Raw genomic sequence first — 23,485 nt, forward strand, 5'->3', positions numbered from 1 at the left:
GACTAGCAATTAATATTTGCGACAATGATGATTACTGCACGATCGACTAAAGTTATATGGTGGCGAAAAACAGACTTTGCACGATTTATCTCGTTTCACAGTCCGTTGTTCTATCGTCCGTTTTATGAAAAATTTATTTACTATGACTATAGATTAGATATAAGACATAACCTAATAGAAAGCTTAAAACTAGAACTCTAAATGCCACACCTACATTCTTCTATGTGATATGATTCCATAAAAAATATCTAAAGTAATTGCTTCCTCTATTCCCAAAATAGATGGAACAACCACAAAGGTGATAAAGAACGATCGAAACTTGTTTCACTAATTTGGAGTAATGATGTTCGAATCTCTGTTTTGCATAAAGGAGCTTATTGCACGATTTCTTTCATAAATTGGGTGATTTCCTCGCTTTGTTTATCCAGTTTGCTTATATCATCCATAAATTCCGCCATCACGTTGGACTGCTCATCCGTAGATACAGACATTTCTTCCACGCTGTTTTTCAGATAACTAATGCTAGACTGTATTTCAGATAAAGACTGGCCAATTTTAGCGACAGCTTCTTTCGTACCATCTGATAATTTGCGTATTTCATCTGCCACGACACCAAAGCCAAGACCTGCTTCACCAGATCTCGCAGCTTCAATTGAAGCATTTAAACCTAACAAATTCGTTTCTGATGATATATTTTCAATCAACTGAACTACATTACTGATTTCTTCTGAATTCGTTGTCGCAATAGATGCCTGATTATTAATATCGGCACTTGTCGCAGACAGTTCTTCGGCTTGTGCTGCTACATGCTCTACTTTTGCCTGGAGGCTACTAATAATATCACGAAGCTCCATCATCTCACTTTTTACTTCCTCTTCTTCTTGCAACGTCGAAGTTATCATTAGCGTTCCAATAATCTCGGCATTTTCATCTATGATCGGGGAAGCGGAGCTCTGCATGGCGATACCATAACGGTCTTTTGGTATATATTCATTTGTTTTTTCTCCAGCTATCGCTTTTATAAGAGCTTCATTTTCATCTAACATGGCATAGTCCCCGACTTTCACACCTATGTCAAAGTTCTTGGAAGGAGAAAAATATACATATCTCTCTTGATCTGTGACTGCAATGATAGTGTTTTCACCTAATATTTCCTTTAATAAAGTTGCAGTATTAACCATTGCTTTAAGTGTTGGATGCAATTCATTCCCTCTCCTTTAATTCTGGTTAGTAATATTTTTCATTAAACTTACAATTTTTTTGCTTTTGTTATCAAGGTTTTGAATATCATCCATGAACTCTACCATAATTTTAGACTGTTCTTCAGAGGATGAAGATACTTCCTTAATGCTTAAAGTAAGATTCTCATTACTGGAACGGATCTCACTTAAAGAGGTGTCGATTGTTTTAACTGCATTTCTTGTATTATCCGATAGTTTACGGATTTTATCGGCGACCAGACTAAATCCTTTTCCAGCTTCACCCGAACGTGCTGCTTCAATCGCGGCGTTTAAACCAAGCAAATTTGTCTGATTGGATATTTGGTCAATTAGCTGAACTACTTCACCTATATGCTTTGAATTATCATTAGCATGAGTTGCTTGTTCACTAATTTCATTGCTGGTTGCAGATAATTGTTCGGCTTGTGCTGCAACGTGTTGAACTTTTCCTTGAAGTCCGTCAATCAATTTGTTAATTTTGTCCATTTCTTTATCAAGACGGACTTTATGTTCTAATGTCCGACTTAGGGATAATAAGCCCACGATTTCATTGGTACTATCATCTTTGATTGGTAGAATATCCGTTACAACCGGGGCCCCAAAAATTGTTGGATCTAACGTGGTATCACTGAACTTTTCTCCTTTTATGGCACGTGCATATTGCTCAATGTCAGGAATAGCAGGCGTTCCTACTGCAACATCAAGGTTTAGCACAGTAGAAGGTTCAAAATATACAAATTTTTCAGTATCTATAATTCCCATTGCGGAGGTAGGCCCTATGGTTTCTTTAATAATAGGGGCAATGTTAACCACTGCCTGTAAACTGCTGTTCATAGTCTAGCTCCTTTTTTAATAATAATCATTATTTATATCGGCTGTTTTCAATGAGTAATAAAGGGTATTTAGACAAAATCCTTTTATTTTTTGGTAGAGGCAGTGAATACACACTTATCCATTACCTAGGAAACAACAACTGTAGCTCGATATAAAGAGAATTAAGATTTCAAATAGATGTTTCTATAAGATATCGGAAATTAGGAGAAAGGAAAAATTTTAGGAAAGATGAAAAGAGAACTGTTTCACGGTGAAAAAGTGAAAAACAGGACACGCCTTCCTCATTTGTGTATCAAGGGAGGAGGAAAGGTTTTGTCTGGTTTCATTGTAAAACTCAGGATATTAAAATGTAATTATCGATTGTGATAGACCTCTCCTAGTTACTTGTTGGGCAAATAGGGAGGTCTATTTTCTATTGATCAACGAAACGATCAATGCGAGTAATGCAATCAAGAAGGTACCGAAAAATTAAGGAATCATAGGCTAAATTCGCCACGTCCTGTGGCAACACCTGCATGACCTTCTTCCTGAAGCCCTCCATAAAACTTTCATACATACTCATAGCATCCCCCCTTTCTTTAGGGAATTAGCCGACCTTGCCCTAAAAGAACATTATCAAATTCTCAGTATACCATAACCAGCACGAACATTCGTTCTATTCTATGAATTATTTATTCACATTCTCATTGGAGGTTCTAATGAAAAAAAATAGAAGTAGCTGCAGCCTATATCGAAAATGATAACCATGAAACTCTCTGTGCTTTACGTCCCCATCATATGAGCCTCTCGAACAAATGGGAGTTACCTGGGGGTAAAATTAAAAAAAGTGAGACTGCACAGGAAGCATTACAAAGAGAAATATCAGAAGAACTAGATTGTAAAATAGCAACCCATGAGATCATTTGTGAACATACACATGAATATGACACTTTTATTATCCAATTACACGTCATAAGAGCTACTATTATTGAAGGTACACCTAAAGCAAGCGAACATGCTAAATTAATATGGCTTTCCAAAGAATATTTAGATTCGATCGTGTGGGCACCAGCAGATATTCCTGCTATAGAAAAAATCATGAAAGATAAAAAGGTCTTCCTCATAGCACGAGGAAGACCTTTTTATTACAGCGACTAAAGCGTATACCGGTACCATAATCAAGTCGTCATTTATAAAATATGCTTATTAGCCTGAACAATAAGCTTTGCTGGCATTTTTTCATGAAGCTTCCAAACAAAACTAATCGATTTACTTCCAGAGTTCCTTAAGTTGGAAAACAAATATATAATACACAGCATAAGTAATTGATCTAATCAAAAAAAGGCCAGGTTTTACACTCTATATCTCGCTCTCATGTAGCTGCCCTTTCAACTGTTCATAGTAATTATTACTGTATATTTCATGATAGATGTACATATCAAACATGGTTGGTGCATGTACATATTTTAAATAAACAGACTGTAAATCAGGTAGAAAAGGCAAGGTAACTTTCCCGAATATGTCTTCCCTTTCTTCAGAAGGTAATAAAAATAGGTTATACCAATTATAGTCTTGCCCCAGGTTCAAAGAATTTTTTAGTGCCTGCTCGTACATATATTGTTTAGTAATATCCCCTATGCCTGGTGTGTTATTTTGCAGCTTACCATCTGGATCAAAAGCAGTTATATAATACTTAGCATCTAGAATGAAAAAACTGTTAAACTCAGGTCGATTGCTAAGGATATCTGGAATCAGCGTGTCAGTCACAGTTTTTTCATCAGAAAAAAAGTCTGTCCATACCGGTTTCGGAATGTCATCCTTAAAAACTTTATATTGATTGTTTAGTACATATGCACATACTTTCTCCCACACTACATGAAAAGTTCTTGTTCCAAAGAGATGGATGTGATCTTCGGCGTTTATACCTTTTTCCTGAGATAAAAAATTATATAATCCGTTAAGCAACCGAAGTTTCTGGTCATTAAACTGAACCTGTATCTCCCTTTCAATTACATACATTAGGTAATCTATGGAGCCAAGATCTTCTGATTCAATGTTAAAATCAACAACTGGATAGTCATATGGATTAATCAGTGACAGCTGTTCCATATAATCACTTGCTTCTGACAGCACATATTTATGTATTTGACGAATAACATCTTCTTCATCCTGATAGATTTCAGATGTGTACATTTCAAGATAATAAGGTCTTCCATCACTTATATACACATCTTGTTCTTCTATTGTCTTGATCCAATTTATTTCACCTTGACCATTAAGCTCTTCATGTTGATTCTCACTGCTATATAATCCATGCTCCATATAATCCATTAATAAAAAATCTATCATTGGTATTAAGTTAAATGACGATTCTATTTCCGCTTCTCCTAAAGTTTCTTTCTGTTCTTCATCTAGATTCTCACGCTTGGAATACTCCAGAAATAAACGCAGAAGTTGTTTAATCCCTGAAACATCCGCTATATTAGAAAAATATTTTGGAGCGAACATTAAAAACCTATTTTCATACTCTATCAACCCAACGTATTTAAACTGATAAGTCAGATCTTTGTTTTGAGCAATAATTTTTCTTTCGCGCATTCTACGCATAAATTGATCAAATTTTTCCATTGATAAATTCATTTTCCTAATAATATCACTTTCAGTATATGAAGCAAGTTCTTTAAAATAAATGATCATAAAATCCCTACTCTTGATTTGTATTGATTTGCAGAAAATTCAGGAAACCTTCTGAAAATATACTTTCGTCAGCACTTTCCTTCTTATAAATTTCTAAAATTTTCGAGAAAGATGGTGCTGTCTTATTAAAAAGAACAGACTTGTTCGTTTTTAGAACATCCTCTGACAAATACATAAGCAGCTTATTTTTAAATGCTTCTTTAAACCTATGCTCATCCTTAAGAATAGCTTCTTTAATAAAGAAAGGTCCAATTAATTTATCTTCTTTCATATTCCTTACATTAGATAATAAAAATTCATTCAGCTTAACACGGAAAGTATTCCAATCGATCGCTCCAAATGTTGGAATTGTTACGGTAATACCTTCTATCTCATCTTGGTTATCATCAATACCTATGTACTCAAAATCAAATCGGCGTTTAAACGCACTATCCATTGGAGTAACACCTTGATCAGCTGTGTTCATCGTAGCCCAAATATAAAAATTATCTGGTAAGAATAATTCATTATTTTCAAGGGTGTAATGTGCTTTCTCGTTCAAGTAAGTTTTCACTTCTTCGGAAACCATTATTTTATATTCACTTTCCCCATCGTCATTACGATCTAGCAATTGAAAGATATCTCCAAACACTGCCGCTGTATTTGCACGATTAATCTCCTCAACAACTAAAACATAATTGCGATTCTCAAATTTAAGAGCTTTAGCCAGTAATCTTAGTAGTGGACCAGGTACTAGCTCATAAGTAATATCATTCGTGCCGCTTATAGGCTTAGGTTTATATGTTCCTACAAATTGACCATACGAATAATTGGGATGAAAAGTTACCCGTTCATAATTACTGCCAAAATAAGCTTTTCTTTCGCCTTCAAGCTCAAAGCTCTTTCCAGTACCTGGGGAGCCAAAAATAATTCGATTATGAGCTAAATGGTGCTCTTTCGGATCTTCTGTAGGACTTTCATACACTTGACCATTTTCTCGTACTTGATCAACAGTGAGAAAAGGTTCAACCATTTCTGTTTCAACTCGATTAAAAAAGGATTCCTCTACTTCAAACAGCTTACCAACTTCGTTAGGATTACCTTGAATAACAGACATATAAAGAGGATGATTAAGGTCATGGATTCTCTCTGAACTGACTCCATACTTAGATTCTAGTTCCTTACTTAAAGTTATCACAGTTCCATTTATTTCTGTAACTTTAAACGCGTATCTGATTTCCTGAATAGGTGCCGTTACAAAACCCAGAAGTCTGTCTCCGGCACTAAGTGATTCGGCTCTGAAGACAGAGGAACTTCCCCGACTCAAATCGGTATTAATTCTAATATCTAACTGAAATGTATTTTCCGCCTCAATATATGTAAAAGGATTGTTTAACGACTGAATAGTAAGTAATGCATATCTCACTTATAATCCCCTTTCTACTTCTACTGTACTAAACTCCCAGTTTATAGGTCGACTGGCAAAATAGTAAGTCCCATCATTATTTTTTGTTAATATTAATTTGTGTTTACTTTTGAAGTTATCCATACCTTCTATATTCTGTAATCCGTTTAAACGATATGACTGAAATTCTACGGACGCATCAGCACGCTTCTTAATCAGTCCATTATCCTCAATTGTCAGTGTAACTGATTGACCACCTTCTGTTAACACCTCAAATGAATAAGGGAGATTATTAAAAAACTGGTCAAACCTATCCTGATTCCATGTTACAAACTGCTTCTGGTCGCCAAAATATTCCAGAACCACAATCGATTTATGCTTTAAATAATTTAAAGAGTAGGTGCTTTGTCCATTATTATCAACAACTCGCTGCAGAATCACTTCATCCCCTGGATTTAATTCTTGTGCTCTTGCAAACGGTCCAAATTGAATCAGTCTGTTTTCACGTCCGAATGTCATATTGAATGCTCGATGAGTACCGTCTTTCTGATCAATAAAAGTCATTGAACGGTTGGTTGTATTCTCAAAAAAAGTATTAGTAATAACATCTTCTTTTGGAAAATAAATATAACTGTCATTAGTACCTGACTGCCCAATAGCTGTCGGAGTCAATCGTGTGGAAAAACTGCTGATTTTCATGTAAGCTCCTCCTCGTTTATCGTCGTACTGTCAATATTTTTCTTATGAAAATAGCTTTTTTGCTTGGTTTTATAACTTTTTATACAAAAAAACTTGCCACCCCCTTCAAAATAGGGTATTTATGAAGTAACCACACTACACAAATACCTAAAAAGGATGTGACAAGTTTGTTACTTCAATTTATAACCTATTTAGTTGAATATATCAAGTATCAAGAACGAATTATTTATGCTTTACTTGGTGTGGTATTAGGTAAAGCCATTGCTCGACCAGCTTATGATGACCTACCAATCAACCTTATCGAAAATTACAAGTCGATGAGATGCCCATCATTGAAAAGCTAAAAAACTCGATTATCAACAACTATTAAAGGAGTATCAACTCCAACATGGCAAGATGTTAAAGCCTGTCGCTCGCAGAAAAAATAGTGTGGTGAAGGTGCCAGCGGCGCTTACTTGCCCTAAGTGTGCTGCTCCTTCTGATTACCTTTATGCCAACAACGGAAACAAAGGACAACAATTGTGTAAAGTGTGTGATTGTGTATTTAACCAAAAGAATCGATTTGCGAAAAGAAGCAATCCTCAAATGCCCACATTGCTTTAAAACACTAGAAAGAATCAAAGAACGAAAAGATTGCGATATTTACAAATGCAAGAACAATCGTTGTTCGTTTTACCAACGTAACCTAAACAACTTGACCACAAGCACCGTTTTAAAGAAGAACCTCAAGCATTTAAACTACGATATCTTTTTCGGGCTTTTCGCTTTGATTTTCAGCCATGGCTGTTTCATCACCGGTTCAACCTAAAGTGGATTTGTCGCGGATTCATGCTTCTCCACACGTCTTAGGGTTGATCTTAACGTATTACGTTAATTATGGGATTGGTGCCCGCAAAACAGCTGCGATAATGTACGATATCCATGGTGTGAATATCTCCCACCAAACCATTCTCAATTACATGAACAGTGTGACGCTTTGGATGAAACCCTTTATCGATCATTATCCTTATCAGCTATCCAATAGCTTTTGTGGGGACGAGACCTATATCCGCGTCAAAGGACGCTGGCATTATCTAGTCTTTTTCTTTGATGCGGTGAAAAAGATTATTTTGTCTTACCCCGTGTCCGCTCACCGGGATACGGAAGTCGCCGTCCAAGCGATCGACCAAGTCCTCCAAAAGTTTGGCGAGAAAGAAAAGTTGCCAGATGATCTAAACTTTGTGGTCGATGGGAACCCGATCTATATCTTGGCACAGCATTACTTTGCGCAACATGATATCCACTTTGATATCACACATGTGATTGGTTTAACCAATAAAGATCCGGTGTCCAAAGAATATCGACCGTTAAAACAAATCATTGAGCGTTTAAGCCGCACTTTCAAAGGCAACTATCGCCCTACTACTGGATTTGATTCAGAAGCTGGATCCGTATCTTTTGTCGCGTTATTTGTGGCCTATTTTAACTTTTTACGTCCACATGCATCACTGGAGCAAAAAGTACCCGTGACGCTTCCTGAACTAGCCAATATCCTATTGATGCCTGGTAAGTGGGTGCAGCTACTAGCATTAGCTGAAGCTTTCTTGTCAGAGCAACCATCCGCCTAACGCTAACCACTTATCCACAGCGAAGTTGCTTGCCCTTGACTGCCGTGCCCCTTCTTAGGGATCAATGGTTGGGGACGGGCCCCCAGCCATTGGAGCTTAGAAGGGATCGGTCGTGGTACGCTGCATGTGCGGATGGGAGCCATATTGGCTATATTTTTGCCATCCGCCAACGGAATCACTACCTCGACCGCAAACAAAGTCAAGGGTGGCGGTCAACGAAAGCGAAGGCTCATATGTCAATGTAGTAAAAGCATTGGCTTATTTGGCGTGTTAAACTTTCCTCACCTTTTCGCCTTGATTTTCCTATTCACAAATTCTCGTCATGATTTTCAAATATCTTACAGCAACACCCCTTATGATTGGAATTTCATTTCCATTTTACTTAGTTTTCATAGAATTTTTTACAGTTCCTTTATCGTGTCCGTACCTTATTGTATCTAAAAATACAAATGCTGACAAAGAAAAGAGGATTTCCCTAGTAACTCCGTCTTTCCACGGCTCACAAAGTACAAACCCTATTCAAAGTCAGTTAGTATTTTGCAGTTCTTTCTTTTCTTTTTCCACTCGTTCTAAGTAGTCTTTAATAACCTTAGCAAACCCCCGTGCCATCAATGGTGGAACTGCATTTCCAATCTGCATGTAAGTCTTCAAGAATGGACCTAAAAAAACGTAATCATCAGGAAATGATTGTACACGAGCAGCTTCTCTGGGTGTTAAGCTTCTTACCTGTTTTGGATGTATATGTGAATGACAATCCATTTTCATATGTGCAGTAATAGTTCTCGATGGTCTATCTTCGACGAGTTTGTAATATTTATCCTTAAAAACATGACTGCGATGTTTATAAGGCATAATATCTTGGACCCGCTCGCTTGTGGAATCCTCACCTTGTTCGAGCCTGCGATAAATTTCACGGTCATTTTCATTATTGAAACGGGCTTTATGATTATAGACAATTGGCTGTTTACGTTTTTCGTTAATCAAGTCTAAATAGTCATTAGACAAATCATAATAATGGTTTATTTCTACTTTTTTCCCGTACTCTTCATGATCAGTCTCAGTCATATTCTTTTCTTCAGCGGCCTTTAACGGTCTAATATGTTCTAATGCATCTTTCAATACAAAGCGCGCATTATTCATAGTACCGACGATAATATCATTAATTACCTGATTTGCATCAATGCCGAGCTCTTCTTTAATATCCTTCCGCACGCCAATATATATCAACCGCTCTCTTCCTTGAGCCACAGAAAAATCATGAGAGTTAAATACATGATAGTCCATTTCATAATCCACTTCCCGCCCGTCAATGTCTATCCGTATATGATGAAAATCTTCCACTACCTGGTCAGCTACACTGCGCATCCCTTTCACATTTTCCATCACAACAAATTTCGGTTTAATAATCTCTACTGCCTTAACAAAGTACTTATAAAGAACGTTTCTGGGATCGTCAATAATCCTCTGTCTATTAGCATTACTGAATGATTGACAAGGTGGACCACCAATAACTACATCGACTGCCCGGTCAATATAGTTCTCTAGGTTATCCAGTATTTCTCTAATGTCACCTTGAACGATTCTTTTTTCATCAACTTCCGGGTGATTAAACATGTACGTCTCAGCTGCCACTTCTTCAATTTCATTGGCAATTTGAACTTGGAATCCTTCTTGCACAAAGCCAAGGCTTAAACCGCCAGCACCTGCAAAGAAATCAGCAATATAAAAAGAATCAGCATTGTTTTGAGCAGCTTCTTCCTGCAGTTTCGTCCTATAAGAATTATAAAATTTTTTTAAAATAAAACCTGATTCCTCTTTATGTTCACTATAATAGCTTAATATAGTAACTAACCTATCATAATCATTTCCTATGATCTTTTTTAGTTTCACTAAATCGTCCTTTGTCCTAACTATTCCGATCTCAATAAGTTCATCCAATGACTTTATTTCATCTGATGAGACATCTTCTAAGCTTTGATCAGTAAAAAGACAATATTCTTCTATGATACGGATCATCAAGTTAATCTTCTCAAGGAGTCTTTTCTTCATTGACTTCCCTTCGATCAAATCAATATGCTGAAATAACATCTACTTTCTTCTCCTTACTGCTTTCAATATCTGTTAAATACCCTTTTAACGTTTGGGCAATTGCTTTTGCCATTAGTGGTGGCACTGCATTTCCAACCTGCTTATACTGTTGTGTTCTGGAACCTGCAAATAAAAAGTCATCAGGAAATGACTGAATCCTCGCCGCTTCACGTACTGTAAATGTACGGGCCTGGGTTGGATCAGGATGGATAAACTGGTTACCGTCCTTATACAAATGAGCAATAATCGTTTTCCCAGGAAAATCCCATTTTTGAACAACATAGCTGTTATTAAAGAGGCGCTTTTTCTCATGAACCAGCTCAGGAACATTGTCATATAGTTCCCCCAAGGTCCAGTTATTCTCACTCATCAACCGGTAACGGGCCATATCATCTTTATTGTGGCCACGTGCTTTATGATTGTATAGATAGTTAAAATCTCTACCTCTTATCTTTTCCAGATATCGGTTCCACTGTTCTGGTTGGAAATCTATTTGCTCTTCACCTTCACCTGGCTGAAGATTTGGGAGATCTTTAATTGCTTCTTCAACAGTCACAAACTTCTCTAAACCTGGCATGGCATCTGGATCATGATAATAATGTGTAGGCTTTATCGCATCATAGATAAAATTCGGTTCAATATTTAAGTCTTTGCGAACTCCAATAATAATGACACGCTCTCTTGTTTGAGGTACACCATAATTCACAGAGTTGAGCAAAATTCTACTGAAATCCGTAACAATATCATAATTCTCGCTCATGCGTTCAAAGATCATATCTATCACCAGACGGCCGTTAATTTGCGCATTTAAAATGCCTTTAACATTTTCAAAAACAAACATTTTAGGCATTGTAGCATTTAATATATCAATATAGTTTTCAAACAAATAGTTTCTGGGATCCTCCCGCATAGAATTAGGATCCTTAGCCCGTCCAAGCGAAGAAAAAGACTGACATGGGGGCCCCCCTATCACCAGATCAACCTCCTGGCCACCAACAACTTCCATTAATCTGGGTAGCACAGTTGGATCTGTCATATCCTCCCACATAACAGCTTTCTCCAGTTCTTTCTCCGGATAATTATAATAACGCATTCGTTCTCTCAATGTCTCACAGGCATAAGGATCAATTTCAATATGTGCCAAGGCTTTATAACCTTCCATATAAAAACCTTCACTAAACCCGCCACAACCGGCGAATAGATCTATAAAATTAAAATTTCGTGTCACTATTTCTCCTCCTCTAATTCTAATATATAGAATTGAGTTATACATATAGTATTCTTCTATACTTAAAACTTTTTAATAATAGTATAATACAAAACAAACGTTCACGAAAGGCTGATACTTCTATAGAAATTAAAGGTAGGGTCTCTTTAGCCGAGATCGTATTGGTTCATTTTGCTCATCATTTAATAAAGTGAAATCTAGTTTTTCTATAGTTTCTGTAATTGATTGAATCAATGATTTTTGGTGTCTTCTTAATGGACCACTTGTTAATTTATCTCCATCAAAATTAATAGTCAAATCTATATCTTCAAGAAAGCGATGGACGACATCGTAACACTTTGAAAGAGAGGTCCCACCCTTAAAAACTAGATTAGGCACACCTCTTGTAAATTTTTCAATAATAGCGAAACATAATAATCTATTTCCACCTGAAAAGGTTGTAAGTTAAATTCATCTGATGCAGCTTCAACGACTTCCCCGAATACTTCCTTATTTTCATGAAAGTTCATTGTAAAGCTCCATTTCTATTACATTTTCCAATGTTTTTCTTGGATATTTTTTTAGATGCTGATTTAATTCACTGATGGTGATATTGGAATCTTGTAAATACTTTTTTATCATGCTTGATCCTTTTTCTAATAGGATTTCACTTACTCGATCATACTCACTTAATAAGTCCAATACTTGTAACAGCTTATAATTCTGATCATTAATCCTTATTCTTGGCTTCTTTAGCTTCACGACCTTTTTTCCAAACATTACTTCGTATTCAGGTCTTCCTGCTTCATTTGTTACGATGGTAGGCACACTTGCAGTTTTTGAAGTTAAACCAAGTTGATTCGCAAAATTAGTGCCACTAATATAGCCGATTACATTCTTATCAATCGGTTTAATATATCTCCTTCTAATTACTTTATCTATGTTTACACAGGGTTTCTTTAATATATTACTAGCTCTCGGGAGATAATAAATACCGTTTTTGACTTTAATTAAATCACCTATATCAGATAATCTTTTCACATTTTGACGTAAGGCCTCATCTGACATATCTATTCGTTTTTTTAATTCCTTTGTAAATATAGGCTCATCGTAGCCATATTCTTTTATAATGACTTCATAAAGCTTATTCACCTTACATCCCTCCTGACACCTTTATTATAGCACTAATTCAACATAATATAACGTAATTAATTTTTGTTTTTCCCAAACGTGACATATCGAAAAAAATTATTAAAACCATACATATATCTGAGTAAATGAACATGTCCTTTATTAATGGTACAATTATGAATATCACAAACATATATTCAGACAAAAAGGGTGAAATCATGGCTATATACTTCGAAAATCATACAGACGATAGAAAAATAATCTATAACATAGCAGAAAAATGGAAGAAAGAATGTCTATTAAATGATAAATCGCTTATTTGGGACGACGAACACATTTGGACAGAACAAAACATGAACCGCTTTCGAGCAATATTTATAGAAAACCCAGACGCTTCAGGTAACAGTTTCGATGACAAGTTGAAAAAACAGCTAGAAAATGAGTCCGTAAGTGTGTATAAATTTGCGATCGAAATAATGTTTATCTATTATATGTTTCCTTATAAAGGATCTGTTAGTTATAAAACGAAGATGGAAAAGCTGGAAATGATCGCTTCATGGGGCAGAATAACACTTGATCCTTCTTTAAAGGTATTTGAGGCATTAAAGGACGGACTTGGGGCTACCGGGACTTTCTATAATACGAGCAAATATTTCGAAATATCCTTTCTATTTTTAGCTGTAGAAAAGCTGAAAGGACTTTCATTAGAGATTCGAGAAGAAATATTACGTGATCCTAAGCAATTGAAACGACATGCGGATGACATCCGACAAAGACTTGGTAAGCGAGTACAAACACTACATATATTTTTACACTTGTTGCTACCTGAATACTTTGAATCGATTGCTAGTTGGGGTAATAAGGGGCAGATTGTAAAAGCATATTCTGAATATCTAACAGATGATTCCGTTGAAGATACAGATGAACAACTTTTAATGATCCGAGAAAAGCTTCAAGAGCAATATCCAGATAAGCAAATTGATTTTTATAGAATACCTGAAATTGCGAAGGTTTGGCAAAAGAAAAAAACTAAACAAGACCCACCCAAAAATACGGACAATGAATGGAAGGGGCAGGAAATTGATAGACCTTTGAATATGGAGACTATTGAAAAGGAACTGGAAGGATTAGTATTTGAAAATGTGGATCTTCTACTTAATCAAGTAATGACTTCCATTCAGAATGGAAAACATATCATTCTAACAGGTCCTCCAGGCACAGGGAAATCGAAGCTAGCGAGCAAAATTTGCGACATGTATAAAGTTCAATCATCGATGGTAACCGCATCGTCTAATTGGTCGACCTATGAAACGATTGGTGGATATATGCCAGACAAAGACGGTAACTTACATTTTAATGAAGGAATCTTCTTGAAATGTGTCAAGGATACATCTACAAATCAGCCCGCAAATAAATGGTTGATTATTGACGAGATAAATCGAGCCGATATAGATAAAGCGTTTGGTTCTTTATTTTCTGTTTTAACAGGGGATGAAATAACACTTCCTTTTGAGTCAGAAGATGGTAATTCTATCGTGATGAAACCACAAGGTAAGGAAAAGGATTTTGAAACAAATGATTATACTTATGTCATTCCTAATGACTGGCGGATTATCGCAACGATGAATACGGTTGATAAAGCTTCTTTATACGAAATGAGTTATGCTTTTATGCGTCGTTTCGCTTTTATTCCAGTAACCATACCGAAAAATATTACGCCGAGCTTAGTTCAACAGTATTTAGATGCTTGGAACATGGATACCTATCCAAATGTTGATACATTAACGAGTATATGGAAATTAATTAATAACTATCGAAAAATTGGACCGGCTATCGTTTCAGACATTGCTAAGCATACACAGTTAAATGATGATTTTACTTCAGCGATTATCTTATATGTGTTGCCTCAGTTTGAAGGGTTACCAATATACAAAATGAATGAATTCATCACCAAACTTGACGAACAAACAGACGCCATCATTGATAAAGAATATCTAACTGACTTTGTGAATGACTTTTTTGAAGCTGGTGGACTGGAATGAGTGAAAAAGAAGATGAAATTTTAGAGGAGATTTCTGGGTTTCTCCATGGGTATTTGAAATCAGGTAATGTAAGAATTAACTCCTTTTTATCTAAAACGAATGTTAATATTTCTAATCTGCAACAATTATTAACGATACGTTTTCTGTTATTAAAGGAAACAAAGAAATTTGTTCAAAGATTACCTTTTTTACTCAAGCATTTTAAAACCACAACAGCTACACGTACAGAAACAAATATCGGAGAAGTAAGAGGAGAAATTGATTGGGCAGAAACAACGAAGAGTCGTGTAGCCAGAAATTATAAAGACCGGACAATATTTTCAACGAATGAAAATGTTCGTTCTTATGATACACCAGACAATCTAGTATTAAAGGAATTACTAGGGATACTTTACAGACTCCTCTTTCATGATTCCTATCTGAAGGGATTTGAAAAGGCAGCATGGTTCTCAGAATGGCAAGATTTAAAATCTAATATAGAATACGCATTTAAGCATAATATATATTTACAACGAGTCCATTCAGCACATGTTAGTGACCGCACCGTTCAAAAAGCACAGAATCATAGAAATAGATTATATCGTGAAGCAGCCCAATTATTATTATCCTATCGCAAAATAATAAAAGGTCAGTTCAACGAAGAGGATTTAGAAATTTTACTCCGCGAAACCTTTATTGCACCAGAAAATCAAGATGTCTTATTTGAACTATATTGGATTATTCAGATAATTAAGCAAACTACGAAAAAGAGTCAATTACATCTAATGGATGGTGGACAGAATAAAGTAGCGACATGGGAGGATGATTCTCATATTCATCACTTGTACCATGATTCAAGTGGCTCTGATTCTGTCATTTTTCATATACCAACCAGTGAAATTGAAGGTACCGGGCATCCATATCTAAAGCAAAAAGTTCAATCTTTAGAAGCAACCAAAGATTTAGCACAACGTATATTTGGAAGTAATGTTACTAGTCATTTATGGCGAGGAAGACCAGATTTCCTTATCGAAACCTATGATAAAACAACAAATACATTAATGCAGCTCACCATTGGTGAAGTAAAGAATACGTCAAGGGTTGAGTATGCAACGACGGGGTTAGAAGAACTGGTTGAGTATCTTTATTTGGTAAAAGATCGTAAAGGAAGGTACTTATTGAATAGTGATGTGACGATTCAAGGAATGTTGTGTTTAGATCAGGTGGAATTTGATAATGGAAGTTTTGGGATGGTAAAGGTTCTAAGTAGGAGTAATAGGAGGTCTCACCTGTGAATAAGGCTGAATTATTAGAGCGTATATCACATTTGGCAGTTTGGAAAAAAAGAGAGTAACGAGCACCGCATAAACCCCTACTGATTTTATATGCATTAGGGCAATGGCAGTTAACTCGTCAGAAGCGTTTCTTATACGCAAATGCTAGACCGAAATTAGTAGAATTACTAATGGAATATGGTCCAAAGGGGAAATCCTATCATCCAGAACAGCCTTTTGTTCGATTAGAACACGATGGTATCTGGAAATTAGATAAACTGATTCTGAGGAGTAGTTCATTTAATAAGGCGTTAATTAACTACCATTTATCAGGAGGGTTTACACCAGAAGTCTATCAACTTCTAGAAACAGATGATGCTTTAATTGATCAAGTTGCTAATCTATTATTAGAACTGCATTTTCCTGAAACATTACACAATGAGATTTTACAAGCAGTTGGTTTACAATTAACGTATTATCATCGGAGAAAAAGAAACCCTGAATTTAGAGAAAGAGTTCTAAGTGCCTATCAGCATCAATGTGCAATATGTGGATTTCAAGTGAAACTTAATAAACAAGTGATTGGTATTGAAGCAGCACATATCAAGTGGCACAACATTGGAGGCCCTGATAAAGAAGAAAATGGATTGGCATTATGCGCTTTGCATCATAAGTTATTCGACAGAGGGGTATTTGCTATTTCGCATGATCATAAAATACATGTGTCAGACCAAGCAGTTGGAAATGAGACATTTTATGATTATGTGAAGCGATATGATAAGCAAGCTCTGCACAAGCCAGTTCAACCAAGATATTTCCCGAAAGAAGAATATATTTATTGGCATGTGAAGGAAGTTTATAAAGGGGAGATTGGATATTTTTTATAGCTTTATTTAGAAATGGTTATGAGTCGCTATAGAAACATTAGTGACAGATTCCAGCTATCTGATTCTGGAGATACTTTTTTATAAAGTCAAATGAATTTTTTAATGGCATGTTACATCCTCGACCGTCATCACTTATTAAGTCCCATACTTGTAACAGTTTATAGTTCTGATCCATAATTTCTTATTCTTGGCCTTTTTAGCTTCACGGCTTTTTTTCAAATGTTAACTGGATCCTGTTTTATATTATTTATATATAGCAGATAGTAATACTATTCTATCCCAAAGCAACTCTAATATATGCTATAATTAATTGGATTAAATTACCTTTTTGGGTAGGAGGATGGTATATGCCAAGTAGTAAAATAAGCGTTTCTGAAGCAAGGTCTTTCTATCAGGAATTTAGAAACATAAGTAAAACTACTTATGAAGCGCTTGAACAATTAGAAGTTAATATAAATGAAACTCTTCATATGGAGTCATTTAAAGGAAAAGCAGCAGAGGATGCGAAACAATACTTTAACATTTTACACCAAACCCTGCTCCAAGCTTTTAGAGGCATTTTTGAACAATTAGAAACGAACGTAGCTAAGCATCTCCAAGATTTTCAAGAAGAAATTGATGCTAATGAACAAGCTTTAATCCTAGATGCTTATTTAAAAACACATCAAGAAGACGTAATGAACAATCATCAACAATTAGAAGAGCTAACAACAGACGTATATAGCATTATTTCAAGTGTTTCGGATTTGACAAATGCCATAATACCTTCTACCTCCATACTTCATGAAACTAGAGAAAGCAGTACACAGGTCATTCAAAAGTTATCTAATCGAATGGAATCTTTCTCTACGGCTTATAGTCACGATCATCAACAAATCCAAAGTGTACTTCAAGAAACAAAATCATTATTGAATAAAGTAGAGAATACTAGCAATAAGACATCTTCATTAACGACTTTTAAAGATACATTACCGGAAGTGAAATCTTATATTGCAGACTCAAAGGAAAATAACTTTTTTAACTGGATGCTCCTCACTAAGGAAGAGAGAACAAGAAAGTTAATATTAAAATCTAGAGGTTCACTCGATCTGGAAAAAAAAGAAGGTCTGCAAAAATTCGAGAAACAATCATCTTCCAATGAACTATTTGAACCTGTCACAAAATCACTAAACAGCTTTAAAGAAATTGGACTCTCTATATATGATGGACTTGAAAAAAGAAATGAGAAAAAGCTAGATTCTGGATATGATTTTGTGAACTATCTTACACTAGGATTACCAAGTGGCTTTGCCAATTTATATGATGGAATGGAAGCAAGATATCAAAATGCACGAAATAGTTTTAATACTTCAAACTTTTTGAGTTATATATCGATGGGAACTAGCGATATGATAAGCGGTGCTGTTAATCCAGATGAAGTTTATTCTGCTGAACATTGGTTAAACAGTTTCGGTTTGGCTACCTTAATTTCTGGTGGAGGAATTTTGAATAATACTTTAAACAATAAAACCATATTAAATGGTAAAATTAATAACAATAATATTAACACAAAATAGGTTAAATTAAATAAAATAGATAAAAACTACTCAACTAACATTGATACTACAGTGAAAATTATCAAAAAGGAAAAATTACCCCCTTGGATTAGTAAATCATTTACTGATGGAGTATACAGAACTGTAAAAACAAAAGAAAATATAATACTTTATAGAACATATGGAGGAAATGCTAAAATTCAAGGTGCATTTGCTACTACTTTACCTGCGAGAAACAGAATTAATGCTAAAATTAATTCGGCATTAGTACCAGATTGGAAAAATTCAAGACAGTATGAAGCAATAATCGAAGTACCAAAAGGAACTACTTTAAATATTGGTAGAGTAGAAAAGCAGTATACTAAATCAGGATCACTACTTCAAGGAGACGGTGATCAGATATTATTACCTCAAAATTGGCCAAAAGATTGGATAAAAGACACGATAAAAGTTCCAAGTAAATAGGAGGGTATATAATGGATAAAAAAAGTGAGTTATGTCTTCAAATTAAAATTGTTATAGACTATATTGAAAATAATTATCAAAGCGAAATGAAACAGGGGGTAATCTCTACCATTTTGTCTAGATATAAAAACGCATTACAAATATTAAAAGATGACAAGAATAAGGATCAATTAAATATTGCTGGTGGAGTAATGGCATATTTGGATAGCTATAGTGATTATGAAAATCCTTTGTTAAAAGAGATGCATCAGGCAGAGGAGTTAGCTGAGAAATTGTAGTGTTGTTCCAACAGTTATCGATTGTTTCTTGCACCTGAAAATAAAATATAATCGTGAACATAGAGTAGAAATATCGGAATAAAAGAAAAGAGTCCATATGTAATAAAACAGTATCGCTTTGGAGGCGTTTATAAGCCGAAACAGAAACTTAATTATTAAATCATTAATCGGTTTTAAAAATGCTTAATAACAATAATCAAATGAAAATTTTAAGAATAGAAAGGACTGTTTTAGATGCTAAATGTTCGTTCAATGATCCGTCTAATACAGAAAAATAAAGCAATTTGAAGAGTCTAAGGGGTTAACATCGCCTGATGGCTATCGTGATTTCTTGCTTACCCACAATGGTGTGATTCTATTTGAAATCATGTTCACCCAGTTAAAGATAGAACCCCTATTGTAGAAGGAATTCCCTAAATAATTCCTATACTCGTCGGGGATTTCTATTTTTTTGATATTATATATACTTGGTATATATTGGAGCTTTTTTCTACCTTCTTTAAGGAGTGTTTGTTTTGCCCATCTGGAAAGGTGATGCCTACAAAATAAATTCTTCTCAATTTTTCTAGACATCGGGGTCTGACCTCTTGAAAGAACAATTGGGAGGTTACTGGCTACCTTCTCCAGTATAGCCATCAAAACTATTAGCACATTTTTCAATAAAACACCTAACTGAATTTCTCTAAAAGCATATTCCCTGTGCCTTTTGGAGATAATATCTCTTCAATGTTTTTCACTTGATCATAAAAATGTGATGATTTAATTTTTAATGTAGAATATTACCCCACTTTTTAAAGGAAGTATCAACCAATACATATTTCACCACCACAAATTGGACATTAAAATATATAAGTTGAAATTACCCTTTTAAGTTAGATGTAATTGCTATTGTTTCATGGACAACAGGCAGTGAAACAAATAGACCCACTCCCTTGTTTAACTGTAGCTATTATGACAATTTCTGATCCCTATGTTATAATAACTGTAAGAAATGCATATAATATAACCCGTAGCAGACACTACGGGTTATGGATAAGCGGTTCCCCCAGAGGGATCGGCTATCAAAAGGGTTGATAGACCTCTCCTACTTACTTTGGCGGTTAATAGGGAGGTCTATTTTCTATTGATCAGTGATACGATCAAAGCGAGCAATGCAATCAAAAAAGTGCCAAATGAAAATAGCACCATGAAACTTTGATACATACTCATAGGCATCACCCCCCTTTCTTGCGGGGATTAGCCGACCTTACCCTAAAAGAACATTATCCATTTTTTAGTATACCACAACCTTACTGAACATTAGTTCTATTCTATAAATAAACTATGCTCTTTCAATCAGTCATCCGTTCTTTCTTTTTTAAAACAAATAATAGTAAAAATTGCTGCAGCCAAGGTCCATATTGCAACAACACCAATTGACATCCAGGATTCGGTATCATGCATGTTGATTAACTGCATGAGCGGAAAGAACTCCGCTATCTTAATGGCGATATTGTCCTCTCCAAGACCAAGAAAATCAATCATTGGAGTGAATCCAAATAAAAACATGACCGGCATTAGATAGGCAGACGTGGCAGCAATGGAATTTGTGAATAATCCAATTCCAATACCCAAGAATAAAAAGAACAGAAATAATAAAAGTAACCCGATAATTACCTGTACATTCAGGAATGGATCTATACCAACGAAAGCCAGGGAGATTGCTAATGCTATGAGCGTCATCAGTCCTACTACAAGGCTTTTGCCGATAATAATATCCATAAAAGAGGCCGGTGACAGCATCAAACCTCGTAATGTCTTTTTCTCATTTTCTTCCGCCATCATGGTCATCATCGAGCTCGCTGTTACAGACGAAAAAGTGACACCCACAATCAAATATAACATCGGGATTGGCAGTCCCTCATCCCCTCCTAGACGACTGTAAATGATCGACAGTATAATAGGAATAATCGGCATGGTTAAAAGCATCATATTCTTCATAAAATCTTTTAAGTCTTTTTCAAAAATAGCACCTATACGTTGTGTGTTCATTATACAAGCTCCTTCCCGGTTACTTTTAGAAAAATCTGTCCAAGTGTGGGATTGTCCGAGTGTATGGCTTTTACTGCCCCGCTGGCAATTAGATCCCTCATTTTACCTGCATTCTCTTTTTTATTTTCAATTACCAGCCATTCATCATCAAATGTTTCCACATGAAAGGCATGTGTGGAATATTTATATCGTAGAGCGTCAGGGCTACCTAGCTCCTGTATTTTCCCGTTGTTTAAAAATGCTACTCGATCACACAATTCTGTTGCTTCCTCCATATCGTGTGTCGTTATAAAAATCGTCGTCCCTGCTTCATTCAGTTTCTGCAAACCACGATGAATATGTGCAGCATTGCCCGGGTCTAAAGCAGAGGTAGGTTCATCTAAAAATACGAGTTCTGGTTGATGAATAAGTGCTTTTGCCAGAAGAACACGCTGCTTCATCCCTTTTGATAATTTGGATACGACTTTACTGCGTGCATTTTTCAAATTTACTTCACCCAGCATGACGTCGATTCGTTCCAGTGGTGCATCATACAACTTACAAAACAATCTCAAGTTATCATATACGGTAAGACGTTCATACAACGAACTATTATCAGATAGTATGCCAATTCTGGATTTAAAATCAGCCGTTTCAAATGATCGAGCATTTGTATTTAATACATGTACTTCCCCTGCTGTTTGTCCAAGTTCGCCTGTTAAGATTTTTATCGTGGTTGTTTTACCTGAACCACTTGGTCCCAGCAAGCCAAAAATCTCACCTGGCTTCACATCGAAACTGATATTTCCAATGGCTACATGTTTACCAAATATCTTTCTAAGCCCAGTAACTTTAATTGCATGTTCCAATTGAATTCCTCCTTTAGTGATCTGAGCTTATCGTATACCAGATTGCTTGTGGATACAGTAATACCAAGGCGAGATGTACCGAATGAAGACCGAACTGTACCTGCCTTTACTTAAATGAATCCCACAGAAAACGGGTGGTTGGATACAAAAGCTGAAGTGTACTTATTTCAGGTTAAACATATCCTGAATACCTTGTATTTTCGTCCGCGATAACGGAATGGTGGACTTAACTTGGTTATCGATTCGGAGTGAGTATGTATTTTTGGACCACGTAATGATTTCACGCACCTTTTGCAGATTGACAATATACGATCGGTGGCAGCGATAAAATCCATAGACTTCTAATTTCTTTTCTATTTCTGCGAGCGTCGAATCCAGTGGAAATGATTCATGATTGATAACAATCATCGCTTTACCTTCGTGGCTTTCAATATAATCAATTTCCATCGGATCGAACAAAATGACTTTATCCTCTACCTTTGCAGGAATCTTGAATAGCTTTGTTGTTGCTAAAGTAGCAGCTGATCCTGCTTCAGGTATACTCTCATCCTTCTCCCCGGTATCTACTTCTAATTTCTGCAGACCTTTTTCCTGTAACTTATAGGCAACATCACTAAGCAGCAGTGCATGTTCGATATTAGATACTAAAATAAGTGCCGGTGTCTTGTTGTCTGTTATTTTCTTAAGCATATTGATAAAGGTATTAATCGTCTTAATATCTACACCATGAATCGGTTCCTGGAATACCATCGGATGTGTATCCATCATAAAATATTTTGCATAGTATACACGGGCAATTTCAGACTGCGAGCATTTTCGTAAACGCTTTTTGGCACACATTTGCAATTCAAACATTACGAGTATTTCAGGCAATGGTATCGAACAACCGAACCATTTATGATAGAAAGTGACATTATCCATTACTGTCAAACGATCATATAATCCTTCCTTCCGATTAAACACGGTGATCTCTCCATTATGGAGAAGTGTATCTATCAACTCAGCCTGCAAATCAGTATCACTATAAATTGCAGTGGTATATGATTCATGTAAGCTGAGGGAAATCGGCGGTAATGTTCCGCTTTTCACAGCTTCATAATTTAATTTAAAACTCGTCATCTTGCAAACTCCTTTTTTACTGTAAAATCCATATATTCATTTACTATGGGATAATTGAGATATTCTTCTAATTCCATTGAATACTAGTATAACGAGACATGAGGGTTTTGAACACATTAATATGCTCCTTTTACACAAAATAGAGAATGGATTTCTTACATTATATTTGGATCTCTTCATT

General features: G+C 35.6%; 20 protein-coding genes and 3 pseudogenes. 8 read left to right on the forward strand and 15 right to left on the reverse strand.

Going from position 1 to position 23,485, the window contains the following annotated elements:
• Positions 1 to 374: 374 nt before the first annotated feature.
• The 3 genes and pseudogenes from GHT08_RS18050 to GHT08_RS22420 form a co-directional block, all read right to left on the reverse strand.
• Positions 375 to 1,202, reverse strand: a complete 828-nt coding sequence (locus GHT08_RS18050) for a methyl-accepting chemotaxis protein (protein WP_163582813.1) — start codon at positions 1,200 to 1,202, stop codon at positions 375 to 377.
• A gap of 15 nt (positions 1,203 to 1,217) precedes the next feature.
• The gene (locus GHT08_RS18055; protein WP_163582814.1) at positions 1,218 to 2,054 is read right to left on the reverse strand and encodes a methyl-accepting chemotaxis protein; all 837 of its coding nucleotides are present in this window, start codon (positions 2,052 to 2,054) and stop codon (positions 1,218 to 1,220) included.
• Between the two features lie 405 nt (positions 2,055 to 2,459).
• A pseudogene (locus GHT08_RS22420) lies at positions 2,460 to 2,519 on the reverse strand (putative holin-like toxin); the annotation flags it as partial.
• 243 nt (positions 2,520 to 2,762) lie between these two features.
• Between GHT08_RS22420 and GHT08_RS18060 the strand changes: the two are divergent.
• The gene (locus GHT08_RS18060) at positions 2,763 to 3,191 is read left to right on the forward strand and encodes a (deoxy)nucleoside triphosphate pyrophosphohydrolase (RefSeq protein WP_163582837.1); all 429 of its coding nucleotides are present in this window, start codon (positions 2,763 to 2,765) and stop codon (positions 3,189 to 3,191) included.
• Between the two features lie 201 nt (positions 3,192 to 3,392).
• Here GHT08_RS18060 and GHT08_RS18065 read toward each other — a convergent pair whose 3' ends face one another.
• The 3 genes from GHT08_RS18065 to GHT08_RS18075 are packed head-to-tail and all read right to left on the reverse strand — an operon-like array spanning position 3,393 to position 6,813.
• Positions 3,393 to 4,730, reverse strand: a complete 1,338-nt coding sequence (locus GHT08_RS18065) for an LlaJI family restriction endonuclease (protein ID WP_163582815.1) — start codon at positions 4,728 to 4,730, stop codon at positions 3,393 to 3,395.
• 7 nt (positions 4,731 to 4,737) lie between these two features.
• Positions 4,738 to 6,135, reverse strand: a complete 1,398-nt coding sequence (locus tag GHT08_RS18070) for an AAA family ATPase (protein WP_163582816.1) — start codon at positions 6,133 to 6,135, stop codon at positions 4,738 to 4,740.
• Positions 6,136 to 6,813, reverse strand: a complete 678-nt coding sequence (locus GHT08_RS18075) for a hypothetical protein (RefSeq protein ID WP_163582817.1) — start codon at positions 6,811 to 6,813, stop codon at positions 6,136 to 6,138.
• Positions 6,814 to 6,980: 167 nt separating this feature from the next.
• Between GHT08_RS18075 and GHT08_RS18080 the strand changes: the two are divergent.
• A pseudogene (locus tag GHT08_RS18080) lies at positions 6,981 to 8,420 on the forward strand (DDE-type integrase/transposase/recombinase).
• Positions 8,421 to 8,945: 525 nt separating this feature from the next.
• On the opposite strand, the gene GHT08_RS18085 reads toward GHT08_RS18080, so the two are convergent.
• From GHT08_RS18085 to GHT08_RS18100, 5 genes are all read right to left on the reverse strand, one after another.
• Positions 8,946 to 10,508 (reverse strand): DNA cytosine methyltransferase, encoded by a 1,563-nt coding sequence (locus tag GHT08_RS18085; RefSeq protein ID WP_163582818.1) that lies wholly within the window; start codon positions 10,506 to 10,508, stop codon positions 8,946 to 8,948.
• Positions 10,489 to 11,736, reverse strand: a complete 1,248-nt coding sequence (locus GHT08_RS18090; RefSeq protein WP_202882534.1) for a DNA cytosine methyltransferase — start codon at positions 11,734 to 11,736, stop codon at positions 10,489 to 10,491. The genes GHT08_RS18085 and GHT08_RS18090 overlap by 20 nt, the downstream gene beginning before the upstream one ends.
• A gap of 129 nt (positions 11,737 to 11,865) precedes the next feature.
• Complete coding sequence (locus GHT08_RS22625; RefSeq protein ID WP_202882535.1) at positions 11,866 to 12,114, reverse strand: nucleotidyl transferase AbiEii/AbiGii toxin family protein; 249 nt, start codon at positions 12,112 to 12,114, stop codon at positions 11,866 to 11,868.
• Positions 12,102 to 12,245 (reverse strand): hypothetical protein, encoded by a 144-nt coding sequence (locus tag GHT08_RS22055; protein ID WP_202882536.1) that lies wholly within the window; start codon positions 12,243 to 12,245, stop codon positions 12,102 to 12,104. The genes GHT08_RS22625 and GHT08_RS22055 overlap by 13 nt, the downstream gene beginning before the upstream one ends.
• Positions 12,232 to 12,867 (reverse strand): hypothetical protein, encoded by a 636-nt coding sequence (locus GHT08_RS18100; protein ID WP_163582820.1) that lies wholly within the window; start codon positions 12,865 to 12,867, stop codon positions 12,232 to 12,234. The genes GHT08_RS22055 and GHT08_RS18100 overlap by 14 nt, the downstream gene beginning before the upstream one ends.
• Before the next feature lie 197 nt (positions 12,868 to 13,064).
• Between GHT08_RS18100 and GHT08_RS18105 the strand changes: the two genes are divergently transcribed.
• The 6 genes and pseudogenes from GHT08_RS18105 to GHT08_RS18130 all read left to right on the forward strand — a co-directional run bounded on the left by GHT08_RS18105 (position 13,065) and on the right by GHT08_RS18130 (position 19,306).
• Positions 13,065 to 14,888, forward strand: coding sequence for an AAA family ATPase (locus GHT08_RS18105; RefSeq protein ID WP_163582821.1), 1,824 nt, complete (start codon positions 13,065 to 13,067; stop codon positions 14,886 to 14,888).
• Positions 14,885 to 16,162 (forward strand): hypothetical protein, encoded by a 1,278-nt coding sequence (locus GHT08_RS18110; protein WP_163582822.1) that lies wholly within the window; start codon positions 14,885 to 14,887, stop codon positions 16,160 to 16,162. Before GHT08_RS18105 ends, GHT08_RS18110 begins: the two co-directional genes overlap by 4 nt.
• A pseudogene (locus tag GHT08_RS18115) lies at positions 16,159 to 17,028 on the forward strand (phosphorothioated DNA-binding restriction endonuclease). The gene GHT08_RS18110 and the pseudogene GHT08_RS18115 overlap by 4 nt, the downstream one beginning before the upstream one ends.
• Before the next feature lie 347 nt (positions 17,029 to 17,375).
• Entirely contained in the window at positions 17,376 to 18,584 is a 1,209-nt protein-coding gene (locus GHT08_RS18120) for a T7SS effector LXG polymorphic toxin (protein ID WP_163582823.1), read from the forward strand.
• 51 nt (positions 18,585 to 18,635) lie between these two features.
• Positions 18,636 to 19,028, forward strand: a complete 393-nt coding sequence (locus GHT08_RS18125; protein ID WP_238343606.1) for a hypothetical protein — start codon at positions 18,636 to 18,638, stop codon at positions 19,026 to 19,028.
• A gap of 11 nt (positions 19,029 to 19,039) precedes the next feature.
• The gene (locus GHT08_RS18130) at positions 19,040 to 19,306 is read left to right on the forward strand and encodes a hypothetical protein (RefSeq protein ID WP_163582824.1); all 267 of its coding nucleotides are present in this window, start codon (positions 19,040 to 19,042) and stop codon (positions 19,304 to 19,306) included.
• Between the two features lie 1,113 nt (positions 19,307 to 20,419).
• Here the strand turns inward: GHT08_RS18130 and GHT08_RS18135 are convergent.
• The 4 genes from GHT08_RS18135 to GHT08_RS18150 form a co-directional block, all read right to left on the reverse strand.
• A complete protein-coding gene (locus GHT08_RS18135) occupies positions 20,420 to 20,515 on the reverse strand; it encodes a putative holin-like toxin (RefSeq protein WP_163582825.1) in 96 nt (31 codons plus the stop codon).
• A 126-nt stretch (positions 20,516 to 20,641) separates the two neighbouring features.
• Entirely contained in the window at positions 20,642 to 21,337 is a 696-nt protein-coding gene (locus GHT08_RS18140) for an ABC transporter permease (RefSeq protein WP_163582826.1), read from the reverse strand.
• Positions 21,337 to 22,185: an ABC transporter ATP-binding protein gene (locus GHT08_RS18145; RefSeq protein WP_163582827.1), complete on the reverse strand. Its 849-nt coding sequence runs from the start codon at positions 22,183 to 22,185 to the stop codon at positions 21,337 to 21,339. Before GHT08_RS18145 ends, GHT08_RS18140 begins: the two co-directional genes overlap by 1 nt.
• A gap of 162 nt (positions 22,186 to 22,347) precedes the next feature.
• Positions 22,348 to 23,304, reverse strand: coding sequence for a LytTR family transcriptional regulator DNA-binding domain-containing protein (locus GHT08_RS18150; protein WP_163582828.1), 957 nt, complete (start codon positions 23,302 to 23,304; stop codon positions 22,348 to 22,350).
• Positions 23,305 to 23,485: the final 181 nt, after the last annotated feature.

Source organism: Gracilibacillus saliphilus, from assembly GCF_010994085.1.
Classification (GTDB): Bacteria; Bacillota; Bacilli; order Bacillales; family Amphibacillaceae; genus Gracilibacillus; species Gracilibacillus lacisalsi.